The 24,575-nt window shown below is 72.0% G+C and carries 25 protein-coding genes and 1 riboswitch; of the genes, 9 read left to right on the top strand and 16 right to left on the bottom strand.

Going from position 1 to position 24,575, the window contains the following annotated elements:
* Window positions 1-3 precede the first annotated feature (3 nt).
* The 5 genes from DEIMA_RS04580 to DEIMA_RS04560 are packed head-to-tail and all read right to left on the bottom strand — an operon-like array spanning window position 4 to window position 5,816.
* Window positions 4-1,305: an ABC transporter permease gene (locus DEIMA_RS04580; RefSeq protein ID WP_013556061.1), complete on the bottom strand. Its 1,302-nt coding sequence runs from the start codon at window positions 1,303-1,305 to the stop codon at window positions 4-6.
* On the bottom strand, window positions 1,302-2,051 hold the full coding sequence (locus DEIMA_RS04575) for an ABC transporter ATP-binding protein (protein WP_013556060.1): 750 nt from the start codon (window positions 2,049-2,051) through the stop codon (window positions 1,302-1,304). Before DEIMA_RS04575 ends, DEIMA_RS04580 begins: the two co-directional genes overlap by 4 nt.
* Window positions 2,048-3,442, bottom strand: a complete 1,395-nt coding sequence (locus tag DEIMA_RS04570) for an efflux RND transporter periplasmic adaptor subunit (RefSeq protein WP_013556059.1) — start codon at window positions 3,440-3,442, stop codon at window positions 2,048-2,050. The genes DEIMA_RS04575 and DEIMA_RS04570 overlap by 4 nt, the downstream gene beginning before the upstream one ends.
* The gene (locus tag DEIMA_RS04565) at window positions 3,442-4,491 is read right to left on the bottom strand and encodes a TolC family protein (protein ID WP_013556058.1); all 1,050 of its coding nucleotides are present in this window, start codon (window positions 4,489-4,491) and stop codon (window positions 3,442-3,444) included. The genes DEIMA_RS04570 and DEIMA_RS04565 overlap by 1 nt, the downstream gene beginning before the upstream one ends.
* Complete coding sequence (locus DEIMA_RS04560) at window positions 4,488-5,816, bottom strand: TolC family protein (protein ID WP_013556057.1); 1,329 nt, start codon at window positions 5,814-5,816, stop codon at window positions 4,488-4,490. The genes DEIMA_RS04565 and DEIMA_RS04560 overlap by 4 nt, the downstream gene beginning before the upstream one ends.
* 176 nt (window positions 5,817-5,992) lie before the next feature.
* Here DEIMA_RS04560 and DEIMA_RS04555 point away from each other — a divergent pair, with 176 nt between their 5' ends.
* Entirely contained in the window at window positions 5,993-6,673 is a 681-nt protein-coding gene (locus DEIMA_RS04555; protein ID WP_013556056.1) for a response regulator transcription factor, read from the top strand.
* Window positions 6,670-7,926: a sensor histidine kinase gene (locus DEIMA_RS04550; protein WP_013556055.1), complete on the top strand. Its 1,257-nt coding sequence runs from the start codon at window positions 6,670-6,672 to the stop codon at window positions 7,924-7,926. Before DEIMA_RS04555 ends, DEIMA_RS04550 begins: the two co-directional genes overlap by 4 nt.
* Window positions 7,927-7,929: 3 nt before the next feature.
* Here the strand turns inward: DEIMA_RS04550 and DEIMA_RS04545 are convergent, their stop codons facing one another.
* Window positions 7,930-9,006: an aminopeptidase gene (locus DEIMA_RS04545; protein ID WP_148234903.1), complete on the bottom strand. Its 1,077-nt coding sequence runs from the start codon at window positions 9,004-9,006 to the stop codon at window positions 7,930-7,932.
* A 39-nt stretch (window positions 9,007-9,045) separates the two neighbouring features.
* Window positions 9,046-9,795: an MIP/aquaporin family protein gene (locus DEIMA_RS04540; RefSeq protein WP_013556053.1), complete on the bottom strand. Its 750-nt coding sequence runs from the start codon at window positions 9,793-9,795 to the stop codon at window positions 9,046-9,048.
* 160 nt (window positions 9,796-9,955) lie between these two features.
* Between DEIMA_RS04540 and purU the strand changes: the two genes are divergently transcribed.
* Both purU and DEIMA_RS04530 read left to right on the top strand, forming a co-directional pair.
* The gene (gene purU / locus DEIMA_RS04535) at window positions 9,956-10,852 is read left to right on the top strand and encodes a formyltetrahydrofolate deformylase (protein WP_013556052.1); all 897 of its coding nucleotides are present in this window, start codon (window positions 9,956-9,958) and stop codon (window positions 10,850-10,852) included.
* Between the two features lie 63 nt (window positions 10,853-10,915).
* Complete coding sequence (locus DEIMA_RS04530; RefSeq protein WP_043816457.1) at window positions 10,916-11,575, top strand: DsbA family oxidoreductase; 660 nt, start codon at window positions 10,916-10,918, stop codon at window positions 11,573-11,575.
* Here the strand turns inward: DEIMA_RS04530 and DEIMA_RS04525 are convergent.
* From DEIMA_RS04525 to DEIMA_RS04515, 3 genes are read right to left on the bottom strand one after another with little or no spacing between them, the layout of a single operon-like run.
* Window positions 11,562-12,188 (bottom strand): VOC family protein, encoded by a 627-nt coding sequence (locus DEIMA_RS04525; RefSeq protein ID WP_013556050.1) that lies wholly within the window; start codon window positions 12,186-12,188, stop codon window positions 11,562-11,564. The two genes, DEIMA_RS04530 and DEIMA_RS04525, sit on opposite strands and share 14 nt — an antisense overlap.
* Window positions 12,185-13,447 (bottom strand): NAD(P)/FAD-dependent oxidoreductase, encoded by a 1,263-nt coding sequence (locus tag DEIMA_RS04520; protein WP_013556049.1) that lies wholly within the window; start codon window positions 13,445-13,447, stop codon window positions 12,185-12,187. The genes DEIMA_RS04525 and DEIMA_RS04520 overlap by 4 nt, the downstream gene beginning before the upstream one ends.
* Window positions 13,448-13,500: 53 nt before the next feature.
* Window positions 13,501-13,911, bottom strand: a complete 411-nt coding sequence (locus DEIMA_RS04515; protein WP_013556048.1) for an NUDIX hydrolase — start codon at window positions 13,909-13,911, stop codon at window positions 13,501-13,503.
* A gap of 27 nt (window positions 13,912-13,938) precedes the next feature.
* A riboswitch (TPP riboswitch) is annotated at window positions 13,939-14,039 on the top strand.
* A 62-nt stretch (window positions 14,040-14,101) separates the two neighbouring features.
* On the opposite strand from DEIMA_RS04515, the gene DEIMA_RS04510 reads away from it, so the two are divergent.
* The 5 genes from DEIMA_RS04510 to DEIMA_RS04490 all read left to right on the top strand — a co-directional run bounded on the left by DEIMA_RS04510 (window position 14,102) and on the right by DEIMA_RS04490 (window position 18,852).
* Window positions 14,102-15,112 (top strand): thiamine ABC transporter substrate-binding protein, encoded by a 1,011-nt coding sequence (locus tag DEIMA_RS04510; protein WP_013556047.1) that lies wholly within the window; start codon window positions 14,102-14,104, stop codon window positions 15,110-15,112.
* A gap of 7 nt (window positions 15,113-15,119) precedes the next feature.
* Window positions 15,120-16,670, top strand: a complete 1,551-nt coding sequence (locus tag DEIMA_RS04505; RefSeq protein ID WP_013556046.1) for an ABC transporter permease — start codon at window positions 15,120-15,122, stop codon at window positions 16,668-16,670.
* The gene (locus DEIMA_RS04500; RefSeq protein WP_013556045.1) at window positions 16,667-17,629 is read left to right on the top strand and encodes an ABC transporter ATP-binding protein; all 963 of its coding nucleotides are present in this window, start codon (window positions 16,667-16,669) and stop codon (window positions 17,627-17,629) included. The genes DEIMA_RS04505 and DEIMA_RS04500 overlap by 4 nt, the downstream gene beginning before the upstream one ends.
* A gap of 215 nt (window positions 17,630-17,844) precedes the next feature.
* Window positions 17,845-18,306, top strand: coding sequence for a GNAT family N-acetyltransferase (locus DEIMA_RS04495; RefSeq protein WP_013556044.1), 462 nt, complete (start codon window positions 17,845-17,847; stop codon window positions 18,304-18,306).
* 51 nt (window positions 18,307-18,357) lie between these two features.
* The gene (locus DEIMA_RS04490; RefSeq protein WP_013556043.1) at window positions 18,358-18,852 is read left to right on the top strand and encodes a hypothetical protein; all 495 of its coding nucleotides are present in this window, start codon (window positions 18,358-18,360) and stop codon (window positions 18,850-18,852) included.
* On the opposite strand, the gene DEIMA_RS04485 is transcribed toward DEIMA_RS04490, so the two are convergent.
* The 6 genes from DEIMA_RS04485 to DEIMA_RS04460 all read right to left on the bottom strand — a co-directional run bounded on the left by DEIMA_RS04485 (window position 18,836) and on the right by DEIMA_RS04460 (window position 24,487).
* On the bottom strand, window positions 18,836-19,846 hold the full coding sequence (locus tag DEIMA_RS04485; RefSeq protein ID WP_013556042.1) for an AAA family ATPase: 1,011 nt from the start codon (window positions 19,844-19,846) through the stop codon (window positions 18,836-18,838). The genes DEIMA_RS04490 and DEIMA_RS04485 overlap by 17 nt on opposite strands.
* A gap of 4 nt (window positions 19,847-19,850) precedes the next feature.
* Window positions 19,851-20,453: a nicotinamide mononucleotide transporter family protein gene (locus tag DEIMA_RS04480; protein WP_013556041.1), complete on the bottom strand. Its 603-nt coding sequence runs from the start codon at window positions 20,451-20,453 to the stop codon at window positions 19,851-19,853.
* Window positions 20,450-20,944 carry a hypothetical protein gene (locus tag DEIMA_RS04475; RefSeq protein ID WP_013556040.1) on the bottom strand — a complete coding sequence of 165 codons (495 nt, stop codon included), beginning with the start codon at window positions 20,942-20,944 and terminating at the stop codon, window positions 20,450-20,452. The genes DEIMA_RS04480 and DEIMA_RS04475 overlap by 4 nt, the downstream gene beginning before the upstream one ends.
* An 84-nt stretch (window positions 20,945-21,028) precedes the next feature.
* Window positions 21,029-22,417 carry a nicotinate phosphoribosyltransferase gene (locus DEIMA_RS04470; protein ID WP_013556039.1) on the bottom strand — a complete coding sequence of 463 codons (1,389 nt, stop codon included), beginning with the start codon at window positions 22,415-22,417 and terminating at the stop codon, window positions 21,029-21,031.
* 19 nt (window positions 22,418-22,436) lie between these two features.
* The gene (locus tag DEIMA_RS04465; protein WP_013556038.1) at window positions 22,437-23,441 is read right to left on the bottom strand and encodes an ADP-ribosylglycohydrolase family protein; all 1,005 of its coding nucleotides are present in this window, start codon (window positions 23,439-23,441) and stop codon (window positions 22,437-22,439) included.
* An 11-nt stretch (window positions 23,442-23,452) separates the two neighbouring features.
* On the bottom strand, window positions 23,453-24,487 hold the full coding sequence (locus DEIMA_RS04460; RefSeq protein ID WP_013556037.1) for a bifunctional nicotinamide-nucleotide adenylyltransferase/Nudix hydroxylase: 1,035 nt from the start codon (window positions 24,485-24,487) through the stop codon (window positions 23,453-23,455).
* Between the last annotated feature and the right edge of the window lie 88 nt (window positions 24,488-24,575).

Raw genomic sequence — 24,575 nt, 5'->3', positions numbered from 1 at the left:
GGGTTACTCGTAGCGGAGGCTGTCGACCGGGTCGAGGCGCGCGGCGCGCACGGCCGGGTAGTAGCCGAAGAAGATGCCGACGAACGCACTGAACGCGAACGCGATCAGGATCGTGACCGGAGAGAACACGGGCGTGATGCCGGCGAGGTTGCCGCCGAACGCCGCGCCGACGCCGAGCAGCACGCCGAGGACGCCGCCGCCGAGACTGAGCAGGCTGGCTTCCACGAGGAACTGCGTGAGAATGTCGCTCGGGCGGGCGCCGAGGGCCTTGCGCACGCCGATCTCGCGGGTGCGCTCGGTGACGCTCACCAGCATGATGTTCATGATGCCGATGCCGCCCACGAGCAGGCTGATGCCGGCGATGGCGCCGACAAGCAGCGTGAGGGTGGTGGTGACACTGTTCAGGCTGGCGACGGCGTCCGCCTGGTTCTGGATGTTGAAGTCGTAGCTGTCCGGGTCAGTCTGCTTGTGCCGTTCGGCGAGCAGGGTCGTGAGGTCCGTCTGAAGCGCGCTCAGGTCGTCTTTCCGGCTGGCCTGCACGTACACGCTCTGCACGGTGGGCTGGCCGTTGTTGCGGGTGTTGCTGAAGCGCTGCTGGAAGGTGCTGAGCGGAATGAGGACCTGCGCGTTGGGGTTGCCGAAGCCGGTGGCGCCCTTGTCGGGGAGCGTGCCGACGACCGTGAACGTGACGGCGCCCAGGCGGAGTTTCTGCCCGATGGGGTCCTGCCCGTCGAACAGTTGCGTGACGAGGTCCGAGCCGATCACGGCGACGCGGTGGCGGTCCGCCACGTCGGCGTCCGTGAAGTACGCGCCGCTCTCCACGGGGCTGTTGCGGACGGTGGCGTACGCGGGCCACGTACCGATGACGGTCGCCTGCATGTTCACGCTGTTTGCCTTCGCCTGCACGCTGCTCTGCGCGGTGGGCGCGACGCCCGCGACGCGGGAGGGGTCGTAGTCGCGGAGAGCTTCGGCGTCCTTGAGGGTGACGGTCTGGCGGGGGCCGCCGCGCACGAGGCCGCCGCCCCCGCCGAATTGCGGGCGGGCGCTGCCGACGGTGAGCAGGTTCGTGCCGAGACTCTCGAGGTTGCGGGTGACGTTGCTGGTGGAGCCCGCGCCAATGGCGGTGAGTGCCACGACGGCGGCCACGCCGATGATCACGCCGAGGGCGGTGAGGATGCTGCGCATGGGCGTCGCGGCGATGGCGCGCCACGCGATGCCGAACGCGCCGGCGAAGCCGGGGCCGCTGCGGCGCGTTGCGTCGTCGGCAGGCGTGACGGGCGCGGCGGGGGCGGGCGCAGCGGTCATCCGGCCCCCCCGGCGAGGGCGGCGGGCGCATGCGGGCCGCGCGTGCGCGCCTGGCGGGCGTCGCGTTCGATCTGCCCGTCGCGGACGCGGACGACGCGTTCGGTGTACTCCGCGATGTCCGGTTCGTGCGTGACGATCACGACGGTGGTGCCTTCGGCGTGCAGGTCGCAGAATAGGCCCATGACCTCCTCGCTGGTGCGCGAGTCGAGGTTCCCGGTGGGTTCGTCCGCGAGGAGCAGCGCCGGGTTCTGCGCGAGCGCGCGCGCCACGGCGACGCGCTGCTTCTGCCCGCCGCTGATCTGGCTGGGGAGGTTGCGGGCCTTCGCAGCGATGCCGACGCGTTCCAGCATCTGCATGGCCCGCTCGCGCCGCTCGTGCGGCGGGACGCCAGCGTACATCAGGGGCACCTCGACGTTCTCGACGAGGTTCAGGCGGGGCAGCAGGTGGAACGCCTGGAACACGAAGCCGATCTGGGTGTTGCGGGCGCCGGCGCGTTCGTTCTCGGTGAGGGCCGTGACGTCGCGGCCGTTCAGGACGTACGTGCCGGCGGTGGGGCGGTCAAGCAGGCCGATGATCTGCATCAGGGTGGTCTTGCCGCTGCCGCTGGGACCCATCAGCGCGACCATCTCGCCGGCGTGCACGTCGAGGTCAACGCCGCGTAACGCCTCGAAGACCACGTCGCCGCCCTCGTACACCTTGCGCACGGCGCGCAGGCTCACGACGGGCGCTGCGGGGGCGGCGTTCACCGGCCGCCTCCGAACCCGCCGGGCGTGCCGAGGCCGCCCACGCCGGGCAGGCCGGTGGCGTTGCGGGTGCCGCTCCGCGTCCCGCTGCCGCCGCTGCTGCGGGGTGTGGTGCTGGGCAGCACGACCTGGTCGCCGGGCTGCAGGCCGCTCTCGACGATGACGTTCGTGCCGTCGTCCACGCCGAGGTGCACGCGGGTGCGTTCCGCGTCGTCGCCGCTGGTGCGTGCGGCGAGCTGCACGTAGCTGCGGTTGCGGACGGTCTGCACGGCGCGTTTGGGGATGATCAGGCCGCTGGCTTCCTGCTGCACGATGTCCGCCTCGGCGGTCATGCCGGGGCGCAGCAGGCCGTCCGGGTTGCGGACCTGCACGGTCGCCGTGAAGTACGAGATGCCGGAGTCCTGCGTGGCGGCGGGGCTGAGGCGCGTGACGGTGCCCGTGAAGCTCTGGTCCTCCAGGGCGTCGAGGGTGATGTCGGCGCGCTGGCCGACCTGCACGCTGCCGATCTGCGTCTCGTCGATCTGCACGGGCAGGTCCACAGTCTGGTCGTCGATGATGGTCACGAGGGCGGTGTTGGCGTTCACGGCGCCGCCGACGCTGCCGTTCACGACGGACACCGTCCCGTCGAAGGGTGCGTACAGCTTGGTGCCGGCGACGGTCGTTTCGGCGTCCTGCAGGTCCGCGCGGGCCTGGTCTACGGCGATCTGCGCGTTCTGCAGGTCGGTGCTGTTGCTGGCGGTCTGCGCGTCGAGGCCTTGCAGCGTCGCGGCCTGCGCGGCGCGCGCGGTGGCCAGGGTGGCCTGCGCCTTGGCGAGGGCGGCGCGGGCGTCGTCGACGCTCACGCGGCTGACGCCGCCCACGCTGTACAGGCGCGTCTGCGCGTCGAGGGCGGTGCGGGCGGTCTGCACGTCACGTTCGGCGTTCTGGACGCTCACGCTGGCCTGCACGGTGCTGCTGGCGTTCTGCGCGCGGGTGCTGGCCTGCGCGGCACGCACGGACGCGAGCTGCGCCTGCGCTTTCTGCAGCGCAAGGCGGGCGTTCGTGACGGCGGTCGCAGCGGCGTCGGCCTGCACCTGCGCGATCAGCTGGCCGCGGCGGACGTGCTCGCCGACGCTGGGCACGCGCGTGATGGTGCCCGCGACGGTCACGCTCAGGTCGCCGGTGCGGGCGGCCTGCACGGTCGCGGGACCACTCACGGAGACGCGCACCTGGCCGGGTTGGGCGGTGGCGGTCTGCACCGTCGTGGTCTGCTCGGCGGTGGTGGTCTGCGCGCGGCGGTACAGCACGCCGCCGGTGACGGCGCCGCCCAGCAGGACGACGGTGAGCACGGCCGGCCACACGCGCCGCCGGGGTTTGCGGGTGCGGGCGGGCGCGGGGGGCGCGTCAGTGGTCATCAGACGCCTCCGATGCCGGTCACGTTCGTGCCGGACGCGGCGGACAGGGCCGCGAGGGCCGTGAGGACGCTGCCCTGCGCCTTCACGCGCGCGACCTGCGCGGTTTTCAGGTCGAGTTGCGTTTTGAGGGCCTCGACGTTGCTGATCAGGCCGCTTTTCAGGCGCGTCTGCCCCTGCGTGTAGCTGGTCTTGGCGTTCGCTTCGCGGGTCGTGGCGATCTGCAGTTGCGCCACGGCGGTGTTGGCTTTCTGGTACGCGTCCTGCAGGGTGGCGCGGGCGGTGCGGGTGGCGTTGTCGAGGCTGCGCTGGTCGTTGGCGAGGGCGGTGCGGGCGTCCTGGAGGGTGCGGGCGGGCGTGAAGTCGTTGTCGCTGAGTTTGACTTTCAGCTGGCTGAGCGCCACGGCCTGCGCGGCGCTCACGACGTTCGGCAGGCGCGTGTCGAGGCCGGTCGTGAGGGCCTGCAGGGACGTCTTGAGGGCGGGGACGCTCGGGAGGGTGGCGGCGCGGGCGCTGCTGCTGAGGCCGGTGAGGTTCGCGAGGCTGCTCGCGGCGAGGTTCACCTGCGCGCGGGCGTCCGCGAGGTCCTGGGTGCTGCTGCTCAGGGCCGCCTGGGCGTTTTTCACGTCGAGGTCGGTGGCGTTGTTCACGGCGCGTTTCACCTGCGCGACCTGCAGGTTGCGGGTGTCGTACGTCACCTGCAACGTCTGCAGGTCCACGGTCTGCTGGGCGTTGAGCAGGGTGACGTACGCACCGATGGCGTCCTGCAGCGTGCCGATGCGGGCGCTGGCGAGCTGCACGCGGGCGAGGTCGGTGGCCTGCCGGGCGCTCGTGAGGTCCGTGACGAGCGCGGACGGGTCACCCTCGCGGGCCTTCTGGGTGGCGGCGGCCTTGTCGAAGTTCGCCTGGGCGGTGCGGACGTCCGCGCCGCTCGCGAGAGCGGCCTGCACGGTGGCGGCGAGGGTGACGTCCGCGGCCTGCGCGGCGCCCGCGACGCTGATCGCGAGCAGCAGCGTCAGGGTGAGGGGACGGAAGGAGCGGGCGTGGATCATTGGGGGCCTCCGGCGGCGTTCTGGAGTTTGAGGGTGGCGGTGTAGGCGCTGACGCGAGCGGCTTCGAGGTCGCGTTCGGCCTGGCGGACGGCGAGTTGCGCGGCGGTGACGTCGGTGGGAGTGGCGAGGCCGCTGTCCGCGCGCGCCTGCGCAGTTGCGAGGGCCTGCTGCGCGGCCTGCAGCTGCGTGGTCTTCACGGTGAGGGCCGCGGCGGCGTTGAGGGCGTCGGCGTACTTCTGGCGCACGTCGAGTTCGAGGTTCTGCCCGGCGAGGGACAGCGCGAGCTGCGCCTGCGCGAGCTGCGTGCGCGCACCGGCGATCTGGCCGTCCTGGGCGGGCGCGAACAGGTTCACGCCGCCGCTGAAGCTGACGCTCAGGCTGGGGTCGCCGCTGGCGCTGCCAGTGCTGTTGGCGCTGCTGGTGAGAATCGGCTGGCTGTACCCGACGCTGGCGGTGCCCGCCTTGAGGTTCAGGCCGGCGCTGAGGCCGCCGCCGTTCGCGCCGTACCGGGCGGTGACGTTCAGGTCCGGGAGCGTGCGGTCCCGCTGCGCGCTCGCGAGGGCGTCCTGCGCGCTTGTCACGTCCGCCTGCGCCTGCACGACGTCGCTGCTGGTGCTGCGCGCGCGGGCGATCAGGGCGTCCACGTCGCCGGGGGCGGACGCGTCCGGTGCGGCGCTCGTGAAGGTCACGCCGTCGAGGGGCGTGCCGAGCGTCGCGGCGAGCGAGCGGCGCGCGGCGTCCAGCGTGGCGGTCGCAGTGGCGACGCTGGCGCGCGCGGTCTGCACGGCGGCGGTGGCGTTCAGGACGCTTTCCTGCGTGGCGTTCCCGTCGGCACGTTGCGCGGTGACGTTCGCGAGTTGCGTTTCGCGCAGCGTCAGCGTCTGGGCAGCGAGGTCCAGGTCCAGCTGCGCGAGGTGCGCGTTGAGGTAGGTGGTGGCGGCGTTCAGGCGGGTGGCATTGAGCGTTTCGGCGGCGCTGAGCTGCGCGAGGCGCAAACGCGCCTGCGCGTCGCGCAGGGTGCTCTGCGCGCTCGCCCAGGGCAGCACGCCGAGCGTGGCGGTGACGCCGGCCGTGAGGGTCAGGCCCCCAGCGGCGGTGTACCCGCCGCTGCCGTTCGCGGCGACGTTCAGGCCGAGGGCCGCCTGGGCGCTGTTCAGGTCCGCCTGCGCTTTTTGCAGGGTGAGCGCGGCCGCCTGCGCCTGCGGCGCGCGGTTCACCTGCGCGAGCGCGGCGTCCAGCGTGAGGGGGGTGGCCTGGGCGTGCGCGGCGCCGAGCGTCGCGGTGAGCAGCAGCAGCGCCCAGCGGGGGCGGGTCTGGAGGGGCATGCGTTCAGCGTGCGCGGCGGGCATCAAGGCCCCGCGAAGCCTATGTGAAGATTTGTCGAAGACGCGCCGACGCCGTCCAGCACACCCTTCCGCGCAGTCAGCGGTTGTCGTGGGGCCGCGCGGCTCCGCAGGGCAGGTTCAAGAAACCTTTGCAGGGTCCCGTTAGCCTGAGAGACATGAGTGCCCTGATCCTGATTGTCGAGGACGAACCGCATCTCGCGGAGATCCTGGAAGCGTACGCCCGCCAGGAGGGGTTCCGCACCGAACGCGCCGCCGACGGGAACACCGCCATGACCCTGTTCCACGCGGCCCGCCCGGACCTGATCCTGCTGGACCTGATGCTGCCGGGCCGCAGCGGCCTGGACGTGCTGCGCAGCGTCCGTGCGGAGGGCCGCACCGGCGTGATCCTCGTGACCGCCCGCGCCGAGGAGACCGATCAGGTGGTCGGGCTGGAGCTCGGCGCGGACGATTACGTCGTGAAGCCGTTCCGCCCGCGCGAGGTGATGGCGCGCGTGCGCGCGGTGCTGCGCCGCACGCAGGAGGCGCTGGAACCGCTCAGTGCCCCCACGCGGGTGGGGGCGCTCGAGGTGGACACGCGCGCCGTGAGCGTCCGCGTGCACGGCGCGCCGCTGTCGCTCACGCCCGCGGAGTTCCGGCTGCTCGCGCACCTCGCGAGCGCGCCCGGGCGGGCGTTCACGCGCGAGGAACTGCTGGAAGGGGCCCTGCCGGACAGTGACGCGATGGAACGCGTCGTGGACGCGCACCTCACCAGCGTGCGCCGCAAGCTCGAAGCGAACGGCGCGCCCGGCCTGCTGCACACGGTGCGCGGCGTCGGTTACCGCCTGGCGGAGACATGAGCGCCGTCCGGCGGGGCCTCCCGCGGGTCGTGCGGGGCGTCACGCGCCTGTGGGGGCGCTTGTCCGTGAACCTGATCAGCGCCATGCTGCTCACGGTGGTTGTCATGGCGGTGAGCATGGTGGCGCTGAGTGCGTACAGCGTGCGGCGGCAGTTCGAGCAGCTCCCGCCGGAGCTGCGCGCGCAGTTCGAGGCGCGTAACGCGCAGCGCCGCGCCGAGGACCTCCGCAACCGCTCGTATGAGCAGGCCATGCGTCGCCGCTACGGCGAGCCGCCCCTGCGGCCGCGGCCCACGCCGAGCGGCCCGCGCTTCCAGAATCAGCTGACGAACTCCCTCACGGGCGCGGCGCTGATTTCCGGGACGCTCGCGGTGCTGCTGGGGGGGCTGCTCGCGCGGCGGATCGCGCGGCCCATCGAGGGGGTCAGCGCGGCGGCGCGGCGCGTCGCGCACGGGGACCTGAGCGTGCGCGCGCCCGAGCAGCCCAGCAGCCTGGAGGTGCTGGCGCTCACCCGGAACTTCAACGGCATGGCGGACGCGCTGGAGCGCCTCGAAGGGGAGCGGCGCAACATGATCGCCGACATCGCGCATGAGCTGCGCACGCCGCTCGCGGTGATGCAGGCGCGCCTCGACGCGCTCGCGGACGGCGTGCTGCCCATGACGCCCGGCGAGATCGGCGTGCTGTCGCAGCAGGTGGAGCTGCTCACGCGTCTGGTGGGGGACCTGCGGACGCTGTCGCTCGCGGAGGCGCACCAGCTGTCCCTGGACCGCACGACGTTCGACGCGCGGGACCTCGTCGCGCACGTCGCGCGGTCGTTCGAGAGTCGCGCGCACGCGCGCACGCAGATGCTGCGCACGCACCTGCCGACCGGTCCCGCGCCGCTGCACGCGGACCGGGACCGGCTCGCGCAGGCGCTCGGGAACCTCCTCGACAATGCCCTGCGGCACACGCCGGACGCGGGCGTCGTGCAGCTCAGCGTTCGCGCCGAGGCGGACGCCGTGACGTTCGCGGTGCGGGACAGCGGCGCCGGCTTCCCGGAGGACGCCGCGCCGCGCCTGTTCGACCGGTTCTACCGCGTGCACGGCGCGCGGGACCGCGCGACCGGCGGGAGCGGCCTGGGGCTCGCCATCGTGCAGGCCATCACGGCGCTGCACGGCGGGCACGTGACGGCGCGTAACCACCCGGACGGCGGCGCGGAGTTCACGCTCACGCTGCCGTCCGTTCAGGCGGCGGACGCGCGCCGCGCCGCCGCCTGAGCGTCACTGCACGAAGCGGCCGTTCTCCTGGAAGACCTCGCCGTCCAGCAGGATCTGCCCGCCGCTGCGCAGGTCGCAGATCATGTCCCAGTGCAGCGCGGACGCGTTCACGCCCCCGGTTTCGGGGTAGCTCTTGCCGACGGCGAGGTGCACGGTGCCGCCGATCTTCTCGTCGAAGAGGATGTTCTGCGTGGGCACCTGAATGCCGAAGTTCGTGCCGATGCCCAGTTCCCCCAGGAAGCGTGCGCCCTCGTCGGTGTCGAGCGCCGCGAGCAGCGCCGCCTCGCCTTCCTCGGCGGTGGCGTCCACGACCTTGCCGTCGCGGAATTCCAGGCGGATGCCGCGCACGCGCGCGCCCTGGAACACGGTGGGCAGGTCGAAGGTGATGACGCCCTGCGCGCTGTCCTCAAGAGGACCGGTGAACACCTCGCCGCTCGGCATGTTGCGCTTCCCGTCGCTGTTCGCCCAGGTGCGTCCGCGCACGCTCAGGCGCAGGTCCGTGCCGGGCCCGACGATGCGCACCTCGTCGGCGACGGTGAGGCGCTCGATCAGGCGTGCCTGCATTGCGCGGACCTCCGCCCACTGCGCGACCGGGTCCGCGTGGTCGAGGAACATGGCGCGCGCCACGAACGCCGCGTATTCCTCCTCGCTCATGCCGGCCGCCTGCGCGTCCGCGAGGGCCGGGTACTGCGTGAGGGTCCACTTGCGGCGGCTGCGGGCGCCCGCGAGGGGCGCGGCGGCCTTCATCAGGCGGCTGCGGCGCGCGGGGTCCACGTCGGACGCGAGGGCGCGCGCGGCGAGCACGCGGATGCTGCCGTCGATGGCTTCCATGTCCGCGAGGTCCGCGGCGTGCACGGCGTCCAGCACCTCGTCGGACGCGAGCCGCACGAAGTCGTCCGCCTGCTCCGGGTACTCCAGGCGCAACACGGGCCGGGCGCCGCGGGTGAGCAGCGCGCGGTGCAGGGCCTCCAGCAGCGGCAATGCCAGGGTGCTGCCGTGCACGAGGATGCGCTCGCCGGGCTTCACGTACACGCAGTAGTCGACCAGCAGGTCGGCGTGCTTCTCAGGGTTGTAGATCATCGGCGTGAGCATACCTCCCCGCTGCGCGCCCGCCCACCCTCAGGCGTCCGCGTCGTCCACGGCCTGCCCGTCCCCGCGCGCGGCTTTGCGTTCGTCGTCGTTCATGCCGCCGCGCAGCGCCCAGGTGAGCGCGACACCGACGAGCATGCCCAGCAGCGGTCCGAGCACGTGCGGCCACGCGCGCGCCGCGTCGCCGCTCACGAGGGCCGGGCCGAGGCTGCGCGCGGGGTTCATGGCGACGGCCGATACGGCGTTCGTCAGGAAGTGGCACAGGCCCACCGTGCACGCCACCGGAATGCCGACGTTCGGGCCGAGCTTCCCGGTGCGTTTCGCGGTGCCGACGATCACGAGCGCCAGCCACAGCGCGGCCCCGCCGTCCAGCAGCAGCGCCCCGACCGGCGGGACGCGTTCCGTTTCGTGCGGCAGCGTCCACACGGCGCGCAACGTGAGCGCCGCGAGGACCGCGCCGAGCAGCTGCGCTGCCCAGTACGGCAGGACGCGCCTCCACGGGAAGCTGCCGCGCGCCGCGAACGCGAGCGTCACCGCCGGGTTGATGTGCGCGCCCGACACGTCCCCGAAGGTGTAGATGACGCCCAGCACGATCAGCGCGGGCGGCAGGGTGTGCGCGACGACGTCCGGCAGCAGCCCCGCGCGCACGAGCGCGCCGGCGCCGACGCCGCCGAGCGTGAGCAGCGCCGTGCCCAGGCTCTCCGCGAGCAGGCGCCGCGCGAGCGGCACGGCCGCGCGGTCCGCGTGGGTGGGTGCCCGCTGCATGGTGGCGTCACTCATGGTGCTGGCCCTCCTGGACCTGACACAGCCCTGACATGGAAGGCCCGTACCATAGCGGACTTCCCCTGGTGGGTGCCTGCATGAATCCTTAAATCCCCCCCTGCGGTCATCTGGAGGTTTGCCTGCACGGCCCAGGGCACTCCCGTATCCTGGGCGAATTATGACGGTCACCCCCACGCCCACCGACCTGGCCGCCCCGCAGCGCAGCAACACCGCCCGCCTCACCATCTCGTGCGCAGACCGCAAGGGCATCGTCGCGGCGGTGTCGCAGTTCCTGCACAACCACGGCGCGAACATCATCCACAGCGACCAGCACAGCACCGACCCCAGCGGCGGGACGTTCTTCATGCGCATGGAGTTCCACCTGGAAGGCCTCGACCTCGCGCGCGGCCCGTTCGAGCGGGCCTTTCAGGACGTCGTCGCCACGCCGTTCGGCATGGACTGGCACGTGTGGTACAACACCGAACCCAAACGCATGGCGATCCTGGTGAGCAAATACGACCACTGCTTCCTGGACCTGCTGTGGCGTCACCGGCGCGGCGAGCTGGACGTGGACATCCCCATGATCATCAGCAACCACGAGGACCTGCGCCGCGACGCGGAAGGGTTCGGCATTCCGTACCACGTCATTCCGGTCACGAAAGCGAACAAGGCCGAGGCGGAAGCGGAGCAGATCGCGCTGCTCCGGGACCGCTGCGACTTCGTGGTGCTCGCGCGGTACATGCAGATTCTCAGCGGCGACTTCCTGCGTGGTGTGGGCGTGCCGGTCATCAACATCCACCACTCGTTCCTGCCGGCGTTCATCGGCGCGAACCCGTACCGCGCCGCGTGGACGCGCGGCGTGAAACTGGTCGGGGCGACCGCGCACTACGTCACGGAGGAACTGGACGCCGGGCCGATCATCGAGCAGGACGTCGCGCGCGTCACGCACCGCGAAACGCCCGAGACGCTCATGCGCCTGGGCCGCGACGTGGAACGCCAGGTGCTCGCGCGGGCCGTGAAAGCGCACGTGGAGGACCGCGTGCTCGTGCACGGCAACAAGACCGTCGTGTTCTGAGGCGCGCCGGCAATTGCGGGGCGGGCCATGAACCGCCCGCCCCGCGCGCCGTACCTTGAGCGCATGACGACCGACCCTGCCACCGCGCCCCTCACCGTGGACGTCTTCGCGGATATCGCGTGCCCGTTTTGCTACATCGGCCTGGAGCGCCTCACGAAACTCGCGGCGGAGCGGCCGCTGCAGGTCACGTGGCGGCCGTTTCAGCTGCAGCCGGACCTACCCCGGGAGGGCGTGGACTGGGCGGTGTTCCGCGCGCAGAAGTTCGGCGGTGACGCTGGCGCGCAGGCGGCGTTCGACCACGTGACGCAGTACGCGTGCACGGACGATGTGTGCTTCAACTGGGACGCCATCGGGAAGGCCGCGAACACCCGCGACGCGCACCGCGTGATTCTGCTCGCGCAGGACCGCGGCGTGGGCGTCGCGGCGGCCATGCGCCTGATGCGCGCGCACTTCGAGGAGGGTGCTGATGTGGGGAGCGCCGACGTGCTCGCGCGCCTCGCCGTGGAGGTCGGCGTGGACGAGGCGGACGTCCGCACGGTGCTCGCCGGGAACGCGTACGGGGCGGAGGTGGACGCCAGCCAGGGACTCGCGGCGCGTTCGGGCGTGCAGGGCGTGCCGTTCTACGTGCTGCGCGCGCAGTACGCGCTGAGTGGCGCGCAGCCGCTGGACACGATGCGCGGGGCGCTCGCGTGGGCGGCGGCGCAACCCCTCAGTCCAGCGTGACCGTCCCGGCGGGCGTGCGGAGCGTGGCCGTGAGGGCGGGTGCGCGGCCCGCCTGAATGGTCGCGGCCGCCCCGAGGCCCAGGGCGCCCAGGTGCGCGCGCAGGGCTTCCGCGTCCGGGCTGGTGAGCGTGAGCGCCTCAAGGCGCACGCCGGCGTCCGGCAGGCGGTCGGTGGGGTGCGCGCCGGCCCAGGCGATCAGGCTCGGGAGGACGCCGCCCAGCGGCAGGCGCCCGTCCGGCGGCACTGTGAGCGTCCAGGTGAGCGTTCCGCGCGCGAGGGCGAGCGGGTCGCCGTGCAGGCTGGCCCACTCGGGCTGCAGTTGGGGCACCTGCGCGACCCAGTGAATCAGGCGCGGGCGCTCCGCGAGACGCGCCCGCAGGTCCGGTGTGTCCAGGGCGAACCAGCGGGGGCGGGCCGGGGCGGGCGCGTCCGGGTTCACGGCGATGACCTCCAGGTACGCGCCGCCGCCCAGGGTCAATAGGGCGTTGTGCGTGCCGAACAGCGGGTGCTCCCCGCCGGGCTGCAGGGGCACACCCAGACGCCCTTCGAGCCAGGCCACGCCCTCCGGCAGGGTGCGCGCCGCCACCACGAGGTGGTCGAGGGCGGCGGTCACGCGCCCCTCGGGCGGCTCATGCCGGCGGCGTCGTTCAGGAGGATCGCGGCGGCCTTCTCGCCGCTCTCCATGGCGCCCTGAATGCTGCTCATGCTGGTGACCTCCGAGGCGATCAGCACGCCCGGCAGGGCCGTGCCGTGCCCGGGCAGCGTGGCGGCGTACTCGGGCGGCTGCGGGTACTGCGCGTGCGCGAGGCGCTCCACGCGGAGCGTCCGCCAGGCGTGCACGCCCGGGCCGTACCACCCGCGGAGTTCCTCGCGCACGCCGGCGTCAAGGGCGTCGTCGTGCAGGTCGGGATGGCCGAGCACCGTGACGGTCAGGAGGTGCTGCCCGCCAGGCGCGCGGCCCGGCAGGGCGTGGCTGGTCCAGTGCGCGTTGTTGATGAGGCCGGGCGCGGTGTTCAGGATCAGGCGGGGCTGCGCTGTGGGCGCGTCCGGTGCCGCGTAGTACAGGTACGTGGCGGGGACGCTGCCGAGGTGCACGCGCTCACGGGTCAGGCGCGCGATTTCCGGCGGGTCGGCCGCGACGATGACGTTGCGCGCTTCAAGGTCGCCGGCGTTCGTGAGGACGGTCACGCCGCCCGCGTGCGGGTGGAGGCTGTGGACCTGCACGCGGCACATGACGTGCAGGCCGCGCGCGAGCTGACGGGGAATCTCGCGCATGCCGCGCCGCGGGATGGCCGCCTGGCCGTCCATGAGCATGCGGAAGTAGTAGCGGAACAGCCGGGCGCTGGTGGTCAGCTCGCGGTTCAGGAAGATGCCGCCGAAGAACGGGCGGAAGAACGCGTCGAGCGCGCGGTCACTGAAGCCGCGCGCGCGGAGGAACGCGTCGGTGCGCTCGTCCGGGCCGCGCAGGAGCGCGTGCGCGGGGCCCCGGCGCAGGTCGGCGGCCAGGTGCGCGACGCGCAGTTTGTCCGCCAGGGGGACGCTGCGCGCCAGCACGGTGCGGGTGAGGGCGGCGCGGTCGCGGATGGGGTCGCCGAGCACCTCGGCGTGCGCGCCCCGGCGGAGTTCCGCGCCGGGCGGCAGGGCGATCAGGTCGAGGGCGTGGAGGTTCAGGTGGCGGCGCACGGCGGGGTACGCGGTGAACAGCACCTGGAAGCCCGCGTCGTACGTGAAGCCGTCGTCGGTGTGCGTGTGCAGGCGACCGCCGGGGTGTTCGGCGGCGTCCAGAACGCGCACGTGGCGCCCGGCGCGCTGAAGGGCGCGTGCGGCGGTGAGACCCGCGAGGCCCGCGCCGATCACGAGGGTGTCCGTCATGAGCTGAGCGTAGCGTGCTCGGCGGGAGCGGGCGTGCGGACCTGAGTGCCGGCTTACAGGGTTTCGTCGAGGGGGCGGCGTTCACGCCAGTGGACGCGCAGGGCGCGCGGCAGCCACGGCAGCACAGCGCCGGGGAGGCTGTCCGGGTCCGCCCAGGTCACGGCGGTGGTGGCGTCCAGCGCGCGGGGCGTGCCCGGCAGGTCCTCCGCCAGGAAGAAGAAGCTGAGGCCGCGCCCCTCGGGCGTGCGGTAGTGCGTGACGCCCAGGGGCGCGAGCGCGTCCGGCCGGGCGAGCAGGCCAGTCTCCTCGTGCAGTTCGCGCGCGGCGGCGTCTGCGAGGGCCTCGCCGGGTTCGACCCGGCCGCCCGGCAGGCCCCACAGGCCCGCGTGCAGGCGGCCCGGCGCGCGCTGTCCCAGCAGGACGCGTCCGGCGCGCGTCACGACTGTCCACGCGAGCAGCTGCACGCCCTCATTTTGGCGCTATAGTGGCGCTGGCGTCACCGGGGGTGGCCCGCCGCAACGGCGGGTCTGAGAGAGTCCCCAGGAACCTGATCCGGCTCATACCGGCGGAGGGAGAGTGACAGGCCGCGCCCGAGCGGCGCGGCGCGGGCGTCGGCTCGACTCTCCCCTTCCCTGACGCGGAGGGGGTTTTCTTATGCGTAACATTCTGGTTTCCGTGGCCCTGATGGCCGGCGCAGCGCAGGCCGCAACCCTGACGGTCATCACGCACGACAGCTTCGACGTCGACAAGAAACTGGTCGCGGCGTTCGAGGCGCGCACCGGCAGCAAGGTCCGCTTCATTAAGGGCGGCGACGCCGGCGAACTGCTGAATAAACTGATCCTGACGCGCGGCGCGCCCCTCGCGGACGTCGTGTATGGCCTGGACAACAGCCTGCTGCCGCGCGCGCGCAGCGCCGGCCTGCTGGAAGCGTACAAGTCCCCGGCGCTCGCGAAGGTGCCCGCCCAGTTCCGCCTGGACGACGCGGGCCTGCTGAACACCGTGGATTACGGGTACGTGGCCCTGAACTACGACAAGGCGTACTTCGAGCAGAACAAGCTGGCACTCCCGAAATCCCTGGAGGACCTCGCGAAGCCCGAGTACGCGCGCCTGACGGTCGTGGAGTCCCCCGCGACCAGCTCCACCGGCCTGGCGTTCCTGCTGTCGACCGTGAACCACCTCGGGCAGGACCGCGCGATGCAGTGGTGGCGTGAGGCGCGCGCGAACGGCCTGCGCGTCACGCGTGGCTGGTCCGACGCGTACTACAAGGACTTCAGCCGTAACGGCGGCAAGTACCCCATCGTGCTGAGCTACGCCAGCAGCCCCGCCGCGGAAGTCGCGTACAGCGAGAAGCCCCTCACGGCCAGCCCCACCGCGAACCTGCTGCTGCCCGGCAGCACGTTCCTGCAGCTGGAAGGCGTGGGCGTCCTGAAAGGCACGAAGCAGCGCGCCCTCGCGCGGCAGTTCGTGGACTTCATGCTGTCCGGCGGTGTGCAGGCGGACTTCCCGACGCGCATGTGGGTGTACCCGGCCGTGAGCGGTGTGAAACTCGCCGACGTCTGGAAGTACGCGCAGAAGCCGGACGTGACCCCCGTGAAGGCGAACCTGCTGCAGAACCCGCAGGCGTTGGTGGACGCGTGGGTGACGCAGGTCCTGCGCGCCCGCTGAGGCGAACGTGAGCGGCCCACGCCGGGCGCTGGGGTGGCTGGTGGCCGCCCCGGCGCTCGCGTTCCTGCTGGCGTTCCTGGCGTTGCCGCTCGTGCGGGTGCTGCGCGAGGGCGGCGTCAGTGTGGGCGTGTGGGCGGACCCGTACTTCCGGGAGCGGCTCGCGTTCACGCTCGCGCAGGCGCTCGGCACGAGCGCGCTCGCCGTCACCATCGGCACGCCCCTCGCGTACCTGCTCTCCCGGTACGCCGTGCCGGGCAAGGCGACGTTCCTGCGGGCGCTGCTGCTGCCGTTCGTCACGCCGACGCTCGTGGCGGCGCTCGGGCTGCTCGCGCTGCTCGGCCCGCATGGCCTGCTGGGCGTGGACCTCAGCGACACGCCCGGACTCATCGTGCTCGGCAACCTGTTCTTCAACCTGCCCGTCATGATTCGCCTCGCGTACGCCGCGTTCGCGCGCGTGCCCGCGAACGCCCTGAACGCCGCGCGGACGCTCGGCGCGAGCGGCGCGCGCGCCGCGTGGACGGTGGCGGCCCCGCTCGCGCTGCCCGGCATCCTGGCGGGCGCGACGCTGGTGTTCCTGTACAGCGCCCTGAGTTTCGGCTTGCCGCTCGTGCTGGGCGGCGAGCGGTACGCGACGCTGGAGGTCGAGATCTACACCCTCACGGCGTACGAACTGCGCCTGTCCGAAGCGGGCGCGCTCGTCGGCGGGCAGCTGCTCATCACGCTGCTCGCCACGGGCGCGTACCTCTGGCTCGCCCGCACCAGCGGGGCCGTGCAGGCCACCCGGGCCCTGCCGCGCGCCCGCCGCGGAACGGCCGCGCTGCTGTACACGCTGCTGGCGCTGGTGGCCTTCATCTGCTTCGCGCCGCTGCTGGCCGTCACGTTCGGCAGCGTCCGCGGCACGGACGGCCTCACGGGGGCGTTCTGGGCGGGCCTGATCGCGCCGGACGCCGACCCGCCGCTCACGCTGCTGCTCGGCAACACCCTGCGTTTCGCGGGCCTCACGCTGCTCGGCGCGCTCACTGTGGGCGGCACGCACGCGCTCGGCGCGTGGCTCGCACGGTCCCGCACCCTCGACCTCCTGTCGCTGCTGCCGCTCATGGTGTCCCCCATCAGCCTCGCCGTCGGGTACCTGCTGCTGTACCCCACGCTCCGCGCGGAACTGCCGCTCCTGATCGCCGCCTACACCCTGCTCGCAGCGCCCCTCGTGACGCGCAGCCTGCTGCCCGCCCTACGGGCCGTGCCGCCACGCCTCACGGAGGCGGCGCGGACGCTCGGCAGCTCACCCCTGCGCGCGTGGGGCACCGTCACGCTCCCCCTCGTGCTGCCGGCGCTGCGGGGCGGCGGCGCGCTCGCGCTCGCCACGGTCCTCGGGGAGTTCGCCGCCACCCTCGTCCTGACCCGCCCGGAATGGGCGACGCTCAGCACCGCCATGTACGAACGGCTCGGGCGGCCCGGCGCGCAGAACCTCGGCGAGGCGTGCGCGCTCGCCACCCTCCTGATGCTCCTCGCTCTCGCTGCGTTCACGGCGCTCGACGGCGGAAAAGGCGAAATCACATGACCTCCATCCCTTTACAGACCAATGACCTCCGCAAGGCGTACGGGGCGACGCTCGCGGCGAACGACGTGAGCCTGCTCGTGCCCGCCGGGCGGACGCTGGCGCTGCTCGGCCCGAGCGGTTGCGGGAAGAGCACGGCGCTGCGCCTGATCGCGGGCCTGGAACGCCCGGACGCCGGGCGCGTGCGGCTCGGCGAGCGGGACGTCACGACGCTCCCGCCGGAAGCGCGGCACCTGGGTCTGGTGTTTCAGGATTACGCGCTGTTCCCGCACCTGAGCGTGCTGGGGAATGTGGCGTACGGCCCGCGCGCGCGCGGCGCTCGCCGGGCGGAAGCGGAGCGGCAGGCGCGGGACGCGCTCGCGCTGGTGGGCCTCGCGGACCTCGCGGGGCGGCGCGTGACGGAACTGTCCGGCGGGCAGCAGCAGCGCGTGGCGCTCGCCCGGGCGCTCGCGCCGCGCCCAGGGGTGCTGCTGCTCGACGAGCCGCTCAGCAATCTGGATGAGCAGTTGCGGCACAGGTTGCGCGAAGACCTGCGGTCCCTGTTCCGCACGGCGGGCGTGACGGCCCTGCTGGTCACGCACGATCAGCGTGAGGCGCTCGCGGTCGCGGATGATGTGGCGTTGATGCGGGCGGGCCGCGTGGTGCAGTCCGGCGTGGCCGCAGACGTGTTCGCGCGGCCCGCGACCGCGTGGGCGGCGGCGTTCCTGGGGCACCGGAACCTGCTGCCCGAGACTGGCGGGCAGGTGCGGCTGGTGCCGGAGGACGCCTTGCAGCTGGGCGACGGGGACGCGGCGCCGGTCCGCGCGCGCGTGCGGACCGACACGGGCGAGACGCTCACGGTGGACGCCCCCGTGGGTGCGTTGACGCTGGACCTGAGTGCGCGGGAGGCCGCAGGCGTAGGGAACACCCTGCGATTGCGGGTGCTGCCCGAGCGGACGGTGCTGCTGCCCGACGACCGCTGAGGCCCGTGCGCGGAGCACTCCAGGAGTGTGCTTCCGCCGTCGTGAGGTGAGGCTTCGTGCCGGAGCAGCTCGGACCGCCGCGCGCTGCTGGCCGTGGCCCGCGAGGGCGCCAGGCCGGCCGACCACGTGTTGGCCAGTTCCGCGCGTGGCCCACGCGGGCGCCCTGCGCAGTTTGGCCGATGTGACGGGCGCCTCGCCCCGATACGCTCCGAGGCATGACGTTCGAAGTCCGTCCGCTCACTCCTGCCGACTGGGTGCAGGTACGCCCGATGCTGCTCGACATGGGGTTCGTGGAGAACGAGGCCGCCCTCGCGGCCCGCTACCCGTCGTTCTGCGCGCGCAGCGACTGGGGGCTGCTCGGGGCGTTCGAGGGGGCGCGCCTGCTTGGGTACGCCGCTGCGCACGACCACGGCCAGCACCTGCGCAGTGGCGACGCGCACCGCAAAGCGTACCTGCACGACCTCTACACCCTCCCGGACGCGCGGCAGCGCGGCGTGGGCCGCGCCCTGATGCGCGCCGTAGAAGGCTGGGCACGCGCGCGGCCCGTGCGGTACGTCGAGTGGTACGCGAACACGCACTCCGCGAGCCCCGCGTACGAGCGCATGGGGTACGTGGGCGCGCCCAGCGGGCAGGACGGCTTCCTGTTCTTCGAGATCGATTTCGGCCCGCGCGCCTGAAGACCCGCAAGTTCGCCCCGGAACGCCCCGGGGGGTTCCTACAATCGAGCGGTGCTGCGTCCACCCCCGCTGATCCTCGTCGCGTCTGCCGCGCTCGCCGCCAGCCTGAGCGCCTGGCCCGCCGAGGCTGCCCCCAAGCCCTCCACCCGCACCACCATGATCAAACCGAACACCCGATTCCAGGCCGGACAGGTGTGGGCGTACCGCGCCCGACCGCAGGACCGCGGCGCGACCCTCACAGTCCTGCGGGTGGACGTCCACCCGCGCCTCGGCACGCTCGTCCACATCCGCCTGGACGGCCTGAACCTCCGCAACCCCTACACGCCCGGCGGCGTGCAGACGGACGTGCCCTTCCTGCCCCTGAGTGCCCGCGCCCTGGAGAGCAGCGTCACCTTCAACCTCCGCGACGACGCCCCCACCGGGGACTTCCAGAACGTGTACGACGAGTGGCGCGCCGCGTTCGACGACGGCGACGCGGGCGTGTGGAGCCTCCCCGTGCGCGACATCGTGGACGCCCTAGAAGACGCCATCAGGGGCGCGCGCTAGCAGCGCCCAGCACCCGGCCCGCCTGCGCCACGCGCGCCGTCACGTCGCCGCGCACCTCCGTGAACGGCGTGCCGCGCGTCCCGAGGTCCTGCAGGATAAACGCCTGCATCACGTCCCGCACGCTCGTGTTCGCCCGCCAGCCGTCCTGTTCGTGCGGCAGGTCCTCCGCGCACAGGAACGTGTGCGCGTACCGCTCGCGGCACGCGTCCGCGAGGGCGTGCAGTTCCGGCAGGGCCGTGCGCGTCAGCAGGTACGACCACATCAGCGTCGTCGCCGCATTCGTGTCCACGATCACCCAGCGGTGCACGCCCGGCGCGCGCGCCGACTCGTCCTCCAGCGCGCGGTGCCCGAGCGCGATCTCCAGGAAGTGCTCGGGCGTCAGGCGTCCATCCTCGCGTTCGTACACGTCCCGGCCGTACTCCCGCACCCACGTCGTGCCCAGCGCCTCCGCGAGCGCACGCGTCAGCGTGCTCTTCCCGGTGCTTTCCGCGCCCACCAGCACCACCCGCCGCACGAAATGCGCGTACACCCGCGGGTCCAGGAACGCCCGGTGCGCGTGCACGTCCGCGCGCAGCTGCGTCCCGCTGATCGGCACGGCCCGCCGCGCCGGGTCCACGCTCTCGTGCGCGCACCCGAGTTCACGCGCGAGCGGCTCGCCGTACGCTTCGCTCGTGAACACCACGTCCGGCTGCACACCCCAGTCGCCGAGCACGCGCCGCACGTACGCGCGGTGCACGTCGTCCGGCGAAGCGTCGAGCGGCGGGTTCGCTGCGTCCGGCAGCAGCTGAAGGTGCGGGAACGCGTGCGCGGGGTACAGGTCCCGTACCCAGCCGCGCCGCACGGGGCTCGGCATGCCCGGGAAGTCCGGGCGGGCGTACACCCACACGCTCACGCGGTCGCACACCGCGAGGGCCCGCTCGATCAGGAGCTGATGCCCCCGGTGCAGCGGCGCGAACTTCCCGATCACCAGCCCGTGCGCGTACCGGCCGGTCACGCGCTCACCCCTGCACCGGCGCGGGCGCCAGGCGCGCGCGCTCCTCGCGCCGCCACACGCCCCAGCCGTACACGCTCAGACCCGCCAGCACGAACTGCAACGCGAACAGCGCCCAGTACGCCGAATGCCAGTAGTACACGGCGCTGACGGCGTTCACGACGACCCACACCGGCCATGACCACGCCCACTTCCGCGTCGTCGCGAAGTTCGCCACCAGCGCCAGACTCACCGACGCGAACTGCACCCAGTTCCACGCCGCACTGAAATCCGTCACCGCGACCGTGTACCCGAACACCGCGAGGCTCGCCACCCACGTCACGCCGTACCACACTGGCTCGTTGAAGCGCACCTCCCCACGGTCCCGGCGGGCCTCCAGGTGCCACAGGTACAGCCCGTGCAGCCCGAAAATCAGGTACGTCACCTGCAGTCCTGCGAGCATCCACTGCCCTCCGCTCAGAAACAGCAGGAAGTACGGCAGCAGGCTCGCGTTCGACCAGTGCCAGTACGCGGCGCGCTTCCCGAACAGGTACAGCAGCGACACCAGGACGCACAGCGCGCCGGACACGTCCAGCAGCCAGGAGGGAAGATTCAGGCCAAGCACCGTCATTGAGGTGTCCTCCTCAGGGGTTCCGGCAGGTGGGTATCGGGGTCGATGTGGCCCTCGTACTGCTCGCCCACGTGATGCGCGAGCACGCGAATCGGCCCGCGAATGGCGGCGTTGAAGGCGCCGAGTTCCTCGGCGGGCACCCAGAGTTCCTGATGCCGGTCCTCGCGGCCCACGATCTGAATGGCGTAGCCCGTCGCCACGCGGGCGTCCACCTCGAACGCGGTGACGTACCCGACGGGCGGGGTGTTATGTCGGGCGTTCCAGTCCCGGGCGATCTCCTCGGCGTACGGGAAGTTCAGGACCGGGTAGAAGATCGGCTGGTCCGGCAGGCGCGGCGGGAACGCGCGGAAGTCGGTGTCGGCGATCAGCGTCAGCTCCTGCTCCCCGACGGGCCGGTAGAGCGTTACGGTCTCTCCCACGGGCGGCCAGGGTGCGGTGCGTTCGGTGTCCTTTGGGAACAGCGTGTCGAGCCAGCGGTCATCGCGGGTCATAGGTCGTCCCGGCTCCTCTGCGTATGCCAGCTGACCGCGTCGCTGAAGTGCGCGAATTCAAGGTGCACCTGAACGTCCGCGGGTTCACGCGCGCGCCCGGATGTCGTCGAGGGTGTCTTCGATGAGCAGTTCGCCGTCGCGGAAGACGTCGCGCATGAGGGTGCCTTCGAAGGGGACGTCGAAGTCGCGGTACTGTTTCGTGATCATGCGGCCGTCTTCGAGGGCGAGGTCGAGGACGCCGTCCTTGCTGCGTTTGCCGGGGTCGGTGACGGGGTCCTTGTAGATGGGTTGGTAGTGGCCGTCGATGATGGCGGCGCTGGCTTTGTACGCGAATTTCTGCGTGTCGCGGTCGACTTTCTGGAGGAGCGCGCCGCCCATGCCGAAGGCGATGTTTTCGGTGCTGAAGCCGTCGACGATGAGGGTCTGGATGATTTCGCGGATGCTGTCTTCGTCGACGCCGTCGCCCTGGATGACGCGGACGTTGCGGAGGATCTTGAAGCCTTTGGTGTTGGTGTCGGTGCCGAATTTGCTGGCGAGGGCGTTGATGGTCATGCGGACCATGGCGGCGGGGTTGCCGCTGTCGGGGCGGATGACGACGGTGGCGCCGCTGTCGATGATCTGCTGGCGGAGCGTTTCGCCCCAGTGGTTCACGAGGGCGTTTTTGAGGTCGTAGCTGTCGCTGACGACGGCGACGATGCCGCCGGGTTTCGCGAAGTGCTTCAGGATGTTGCGGTAGGCGTCGACTTCGTGGTCTTTGCCCCAGCTGGTGATGGTGCTGTGTTCGGCGGCGGGGATGCTGTAGCCGGCGATGTCGGCGCCGTAGTCGTTGCGGGCGACGCGGAGGGCTTCGAGGGTGTCGGTGCCCATGAAGTTCACGAGGTGCGCGAGGCCGCCGATGCCGGCGCTTTCGCGGCTGCTGACGCCACGTGAGCCGAAGTCGTGGAGTTTGAAGGGGAGTTCGCGTTCGGCGTGGTCGCTGGTCTGTTCGAGGGCGGCGCGGATGATTTCGCGCAGGTAGTAGCTTTGGGTGGCGACGGTGGTGGGGTACCAGACGCGCATGAGGGCCGTTTCGAACCAGCCGACGAGCCAGGGCAGTTCGGGGTCGGTGTTGGTGACGGTCATGAGGGCGTTGCGGACGGGCACGAGGGTGCCTTCGGGGACGGCGCGGACGTGGAGGGGGAGGCGGCCACCGTGGTGGTTGACGATGCGCATCCAGCCTTCGTACGGGAAGGGTTCGCCGTGCGCTTCGATGAGCGTGCGGGCTTCGTCGACCATGTCCTGGGTGATGCGTTGGGTGAGGGTGCGGCGCAGGATGTACTGCAGGCCGAAGAAGCGGGTGGCGGGGTATTTGCCGCCGCGGGATTCGAGGTAGGAGTGCAGGCGGGTGGTGCCGTGGGGGTACTGCAGGAAGTGGCTGGATTTGTAGCTGTCGGTGTCGAGGATGACGTTGTGGTCGCTGAGGCGCTGGGGCATGGCGGGGGTCCTTTCGGGGTTAGGTGTGGAGGGCAGCGTACTGGTCGCTGAGGGTGGTCAGTTCGTCACGGTATTCGATGCGGTCGGCCCAGTCGGGGGGGAATGCGGCGTGGCCGTGGTGGGCGCCGAGGAGGGCACCGGCGATGCAGGCGATGCTGTCGCTGTCGCCGCGGGTGGCGCGGGCGCGGGTGAGGGTGTCGTGCGGGTCGCCGTTGGCGCTGGCGTAGCAGAGGGCGGCGGTGGCGAGGGCTTCTTCGGCGATCCAGCCTTCGCCGGTGAGGTCGCAGGGGTCGAGGTGGGGGGAGAGGGGGCGGGGGGCGGCGGCGCGCAGGTGCGTGAGGACGCGTTCGCACTCGGCCCAGCCGCGCGTGATGTACGCGTCGGGTGAGGGGTCGTGCGTGTGTGTCCAGAGGTCACCGAGCCACGCGTGGGGGTAGTGGTGGCGGCGTTCGGTGGCGTACTGGAGGAGGGCGTCGGGCAGGTCGCGGGGGGCGGTGCCGTGCAGGGTGGTGTAGAGGGCGTGCTGCGTGAGGTCGCTGGCGGCGAGGGCGGTGGGGTGCCCGTGCGTGAGGGCGGCCTGGAGCATGGCGATGCCGGCGCGCGTGTCGGGGTCGGCGTTGAGGAGGGCGACGCTTTGCACGCGCATGTTGGCGCCGCAGCCTTTGCTGCCGGGGACGGTGGCGGCCTGCCAGGGGCCGCCGCGTTCGAGGTGGCTGCAGGCGGTGAGGCAGGTGATGCCGGGCGCGCGGTTGTTCTGAGGGTCGTGCCGCCAGGCGATGAATTCGGCGCGCAGGTGCGGCTCCAGGGCACTGGGCGTCAGGGTGGGGGCGTGCAGGAGGGCGCGGGCGACGGCGAGCATCATCTGGGTGTCGTCGGTGACGCGCGCCTCGGCGGGGAGGTCGAGGGTGTCGGCGTACTGGGCGCGGATGCGGTGCACGTCGCGTTCGAATTCGACGGGGGCGGCGAGGGCGTCGCCATAGGCGCTGCCGTACAGTACGCCGCGAACCTGCTCAGGGGTGGTCATGGTGTGCGTCCTCAGCCTTTCATGACGAAGTGTTCGATGATGGCGTGGTGGTCCTCGAAGAACAGTTCGGGGGCGTTGAGGGCTTCGCCGAGCGGCATCCACAGGGCGTTGCCGGCGTCGCTGTCGTGCAGGGTGGGGAGCTGGCCGATGCCGAGGTCGAAGTGGTGGGCGTGCGTGACGGTGCGGCCGCGCAGGCTGCGGTCGGGGTAGTCGAAGACTTTGGTGCTGCGCAGGCGCGAGGCGAGGTCGAGGGTGTCGGGCAGGCCGGTTTCGGCGTGGACTTGGCGGACGCAAGAGTCGAGGAGGCTGCGGCGGGCGTCGAGGAATGCGCCGGGCATGGCGAGTCGGCCGAAGCCGGGTTGGCCGGCGCGGCGGACGAGGAGGACGTGGCCGCTGCGGATGACCACGGCGTCGGTGGTGACGAAGACGGGCGGGAAGGGGCTGTGCGCCCAGGCGGCGCGGTAGTCCTTGAGGTAGGCGTATTCAGCCTGAAGTACGGCGAATTCGGGGGTGGCGCGGAAGGCAAGGAGGGCGTCGTGGACGGCGGGGGGCGTCATGGGTTGCATGTCGTCGACGCGGTCCTCGAACAGGGCTTTGCGGACGTCGGTGGCGTTGAGGGGGCTTTCGATGCGGGTGGGCAGGAATTCCCAGGCGGGGAAGGAGCGGAGGTAGTACGAGCTGTCGTCTTTGATGTGGCCGATCAGGGCGATGTCGGTGCTGCCGCGCACGTGTTTTTCCACGCCGCGCTGCACTTCGCTGAGCCACAGACTTTCGTTGTAGAAGTAGTCGCGGACGGTGACGAACAGGATGCGGGCGCGGGGGATGCCGGCGTCCTGGAGCATGCGGGTGATGATGGCCTGTCGTTCGTCGGCGGTGAAGGGGTTTTTGGTGCTGCGGGCGCTGCGGGCGCTGCCGATGACGATGATGAGTTTCTGGACGGTGTCGAGCGCTTCGAGCATGACGGCGAGGTGCGCGGCGTGTGGCGGTTCGAAGCGGCCGATGTAGACGCCGAAGGTGCGTTTGCGGGGGCGGGTGGGGTCGGTCATCACATCTCCTGCTCTCATAATCATTTTTTAGATTATGAGTTTAGTGAGTCGAACAGAGATGATTCCCCACCCACCATCAGAAGAACGG

It is taken from the genome of Deinococcus maricopensis DSM 21211 (assembly GCF_000186385.1).
GTDB lineage: Bacteria > Deinococcota > Deinococci > Deinococcales > Deinococcaceae > Deinococcus_B > Deinococcus_B maricopensis.
Note: the sequence above shows the minus strand (reverse complement) of the source record. Positions and strands in the feature narration are given on the sequence as shown.

Excerpts from the sequence above, each read along its gene's own strand:
- DEIMA_RS04580 (WP_013556061.1), bottom strand. The coding sequence starts at position 1,305 with ATGACCGCTGCGCCCGCCCCCGCCGCGCCCGTCACGCCTGCCGACGAC.
- DEIMA_RS04570 (WP_013556059.1), bottom strand. The coding sequence starts at position 3,442 with ATGACCACTGACGCGCCCCCCGCGCCCGCCCGCACCCGCAAACCCCGG.
- DEIMA_RS04565 (WP_013556058.1), bottom strand. The coding sequence starts at position 4,491 with ATGATCCACGCCCGCTCCTTCCGTCCCCTCACCCTGACGCTGCTGCTC.
- DEIMA_RS04560 (WP_013556057.1), bottom strand. The coding sequence starts at position 5,816 with ATGCCCCTCCAGACCCGCCCCCGCTGGGCGCTGCTGCTGCTCACCGCG.
- DEIMA_RS04555 (WP_013556056.1), top strand. The coding sequence starts at position 5,993 with ATGAGTGCCCTGATCCTGATTGTCGAGGACGAACCGCATCTCGCGGAG.
- DEIMA_RS04550 (WP_013556055.1), top strand. The coding sequence starts at position 6,670 with ATGAGCGCCGTCCGGCGGGGCCTCCCGCGGGTCGTGCGGGGCGTCACG.
- DEIMA_RS04545 (WP_148234903.1), bottom strand. The coding sequence starts at position 9,006 with ATGATCTACAACCCTGAGAAGCACGCCGACCTGCTGGTCGACTACTGC.
- DEIMA_RS04540 (WP_013556053.1), bottom strand. The coding sequence starts at position 9,795 with ATGAGTGACGCCACCATGCAGCGGGCACCCACCCACGCGGACCGCGCG.
- purU (WP_013556052.1), top strand. The coding sequence starts at position 9,956 with ATGACGGTCACCCCCACGCCCACCGACCTGGCCGCCCCGCAGCGCAGC.
- DEIMA_RS04530 (WP_043816457.1), top strand. The coding sequence starts at position 10,916 with ATGACGACCGACCCTGCCACCGCGCCCCTCACCGTGGACGTCTTCGCG.
- DEIMA_RS04520 (WP_013556049.1), bottom strand. The coding sequence starts at position 13,447 with ATGACGGACACCCTCGTGATCGGCGCGGGCCTCGCGGGTCTCACCGCC.
- DEIMA_RS04510 (WP_013556047.1), top strand. The coding sequence starts at position 14,102 with ATGCGTAACATTCTGGTTTCCGTGGCCCTGATGGCCGGCGCAGCGCAG.
- DEIMA_RS04500 (WP_013556045.1), top strand. The coding sequence starts at position 16,667 with ATGACCTCCATCCCTTTACAGACCAATGACCTCCGCAAGGCGTACGGG.
- DEIMA_RS04495 (WP_013556044.1), top strand. The coding sequence starts at position 17,845 with ATGACGTTCGAAGTCCGTCCGCTCACTCCTGCCGACTGGGTGCAGGTA.
- DEIMA_RS04480 (WP_013556041.1), bottom strand. The coding sequence starts at position 20,453 with ATGACGGTGCTTGGCCTGAATCTTCCCTCCTGGCTGCTGGACGTGTCC.
- DEIMA_RS04475 (WP_013556040.1), bottom strand. The coding sequence starts at position 20,944 with ATGACCCGCGATGACCGCTGGCTCGACACGCTGTTCCCAAAGGACACC.
- DEIMA_RS04470 (WP_013556039.1), bottom strand. The coding sequence starts at position 22,417 with ATGCCCCAGCGCCTCAGCGACCACAACGTCATCCTCGACACCGACAGC.
- DEIMA_RS04465 (WP_013556038.1), bottom strand. The coding sequence starts at position 23,441 with ATGACCACCCCTGAGCAGGTTCGCGGCGTACTGTACGGCAGCGCCTAT.
- DEIMA_RS04460 (WP_013556037.1), bottom strand. The coding sequence starts at position 24,487 with ATGACCGACCCCACCCGCCCCCGCAAACGCACCTTCGGCGTCTACATC.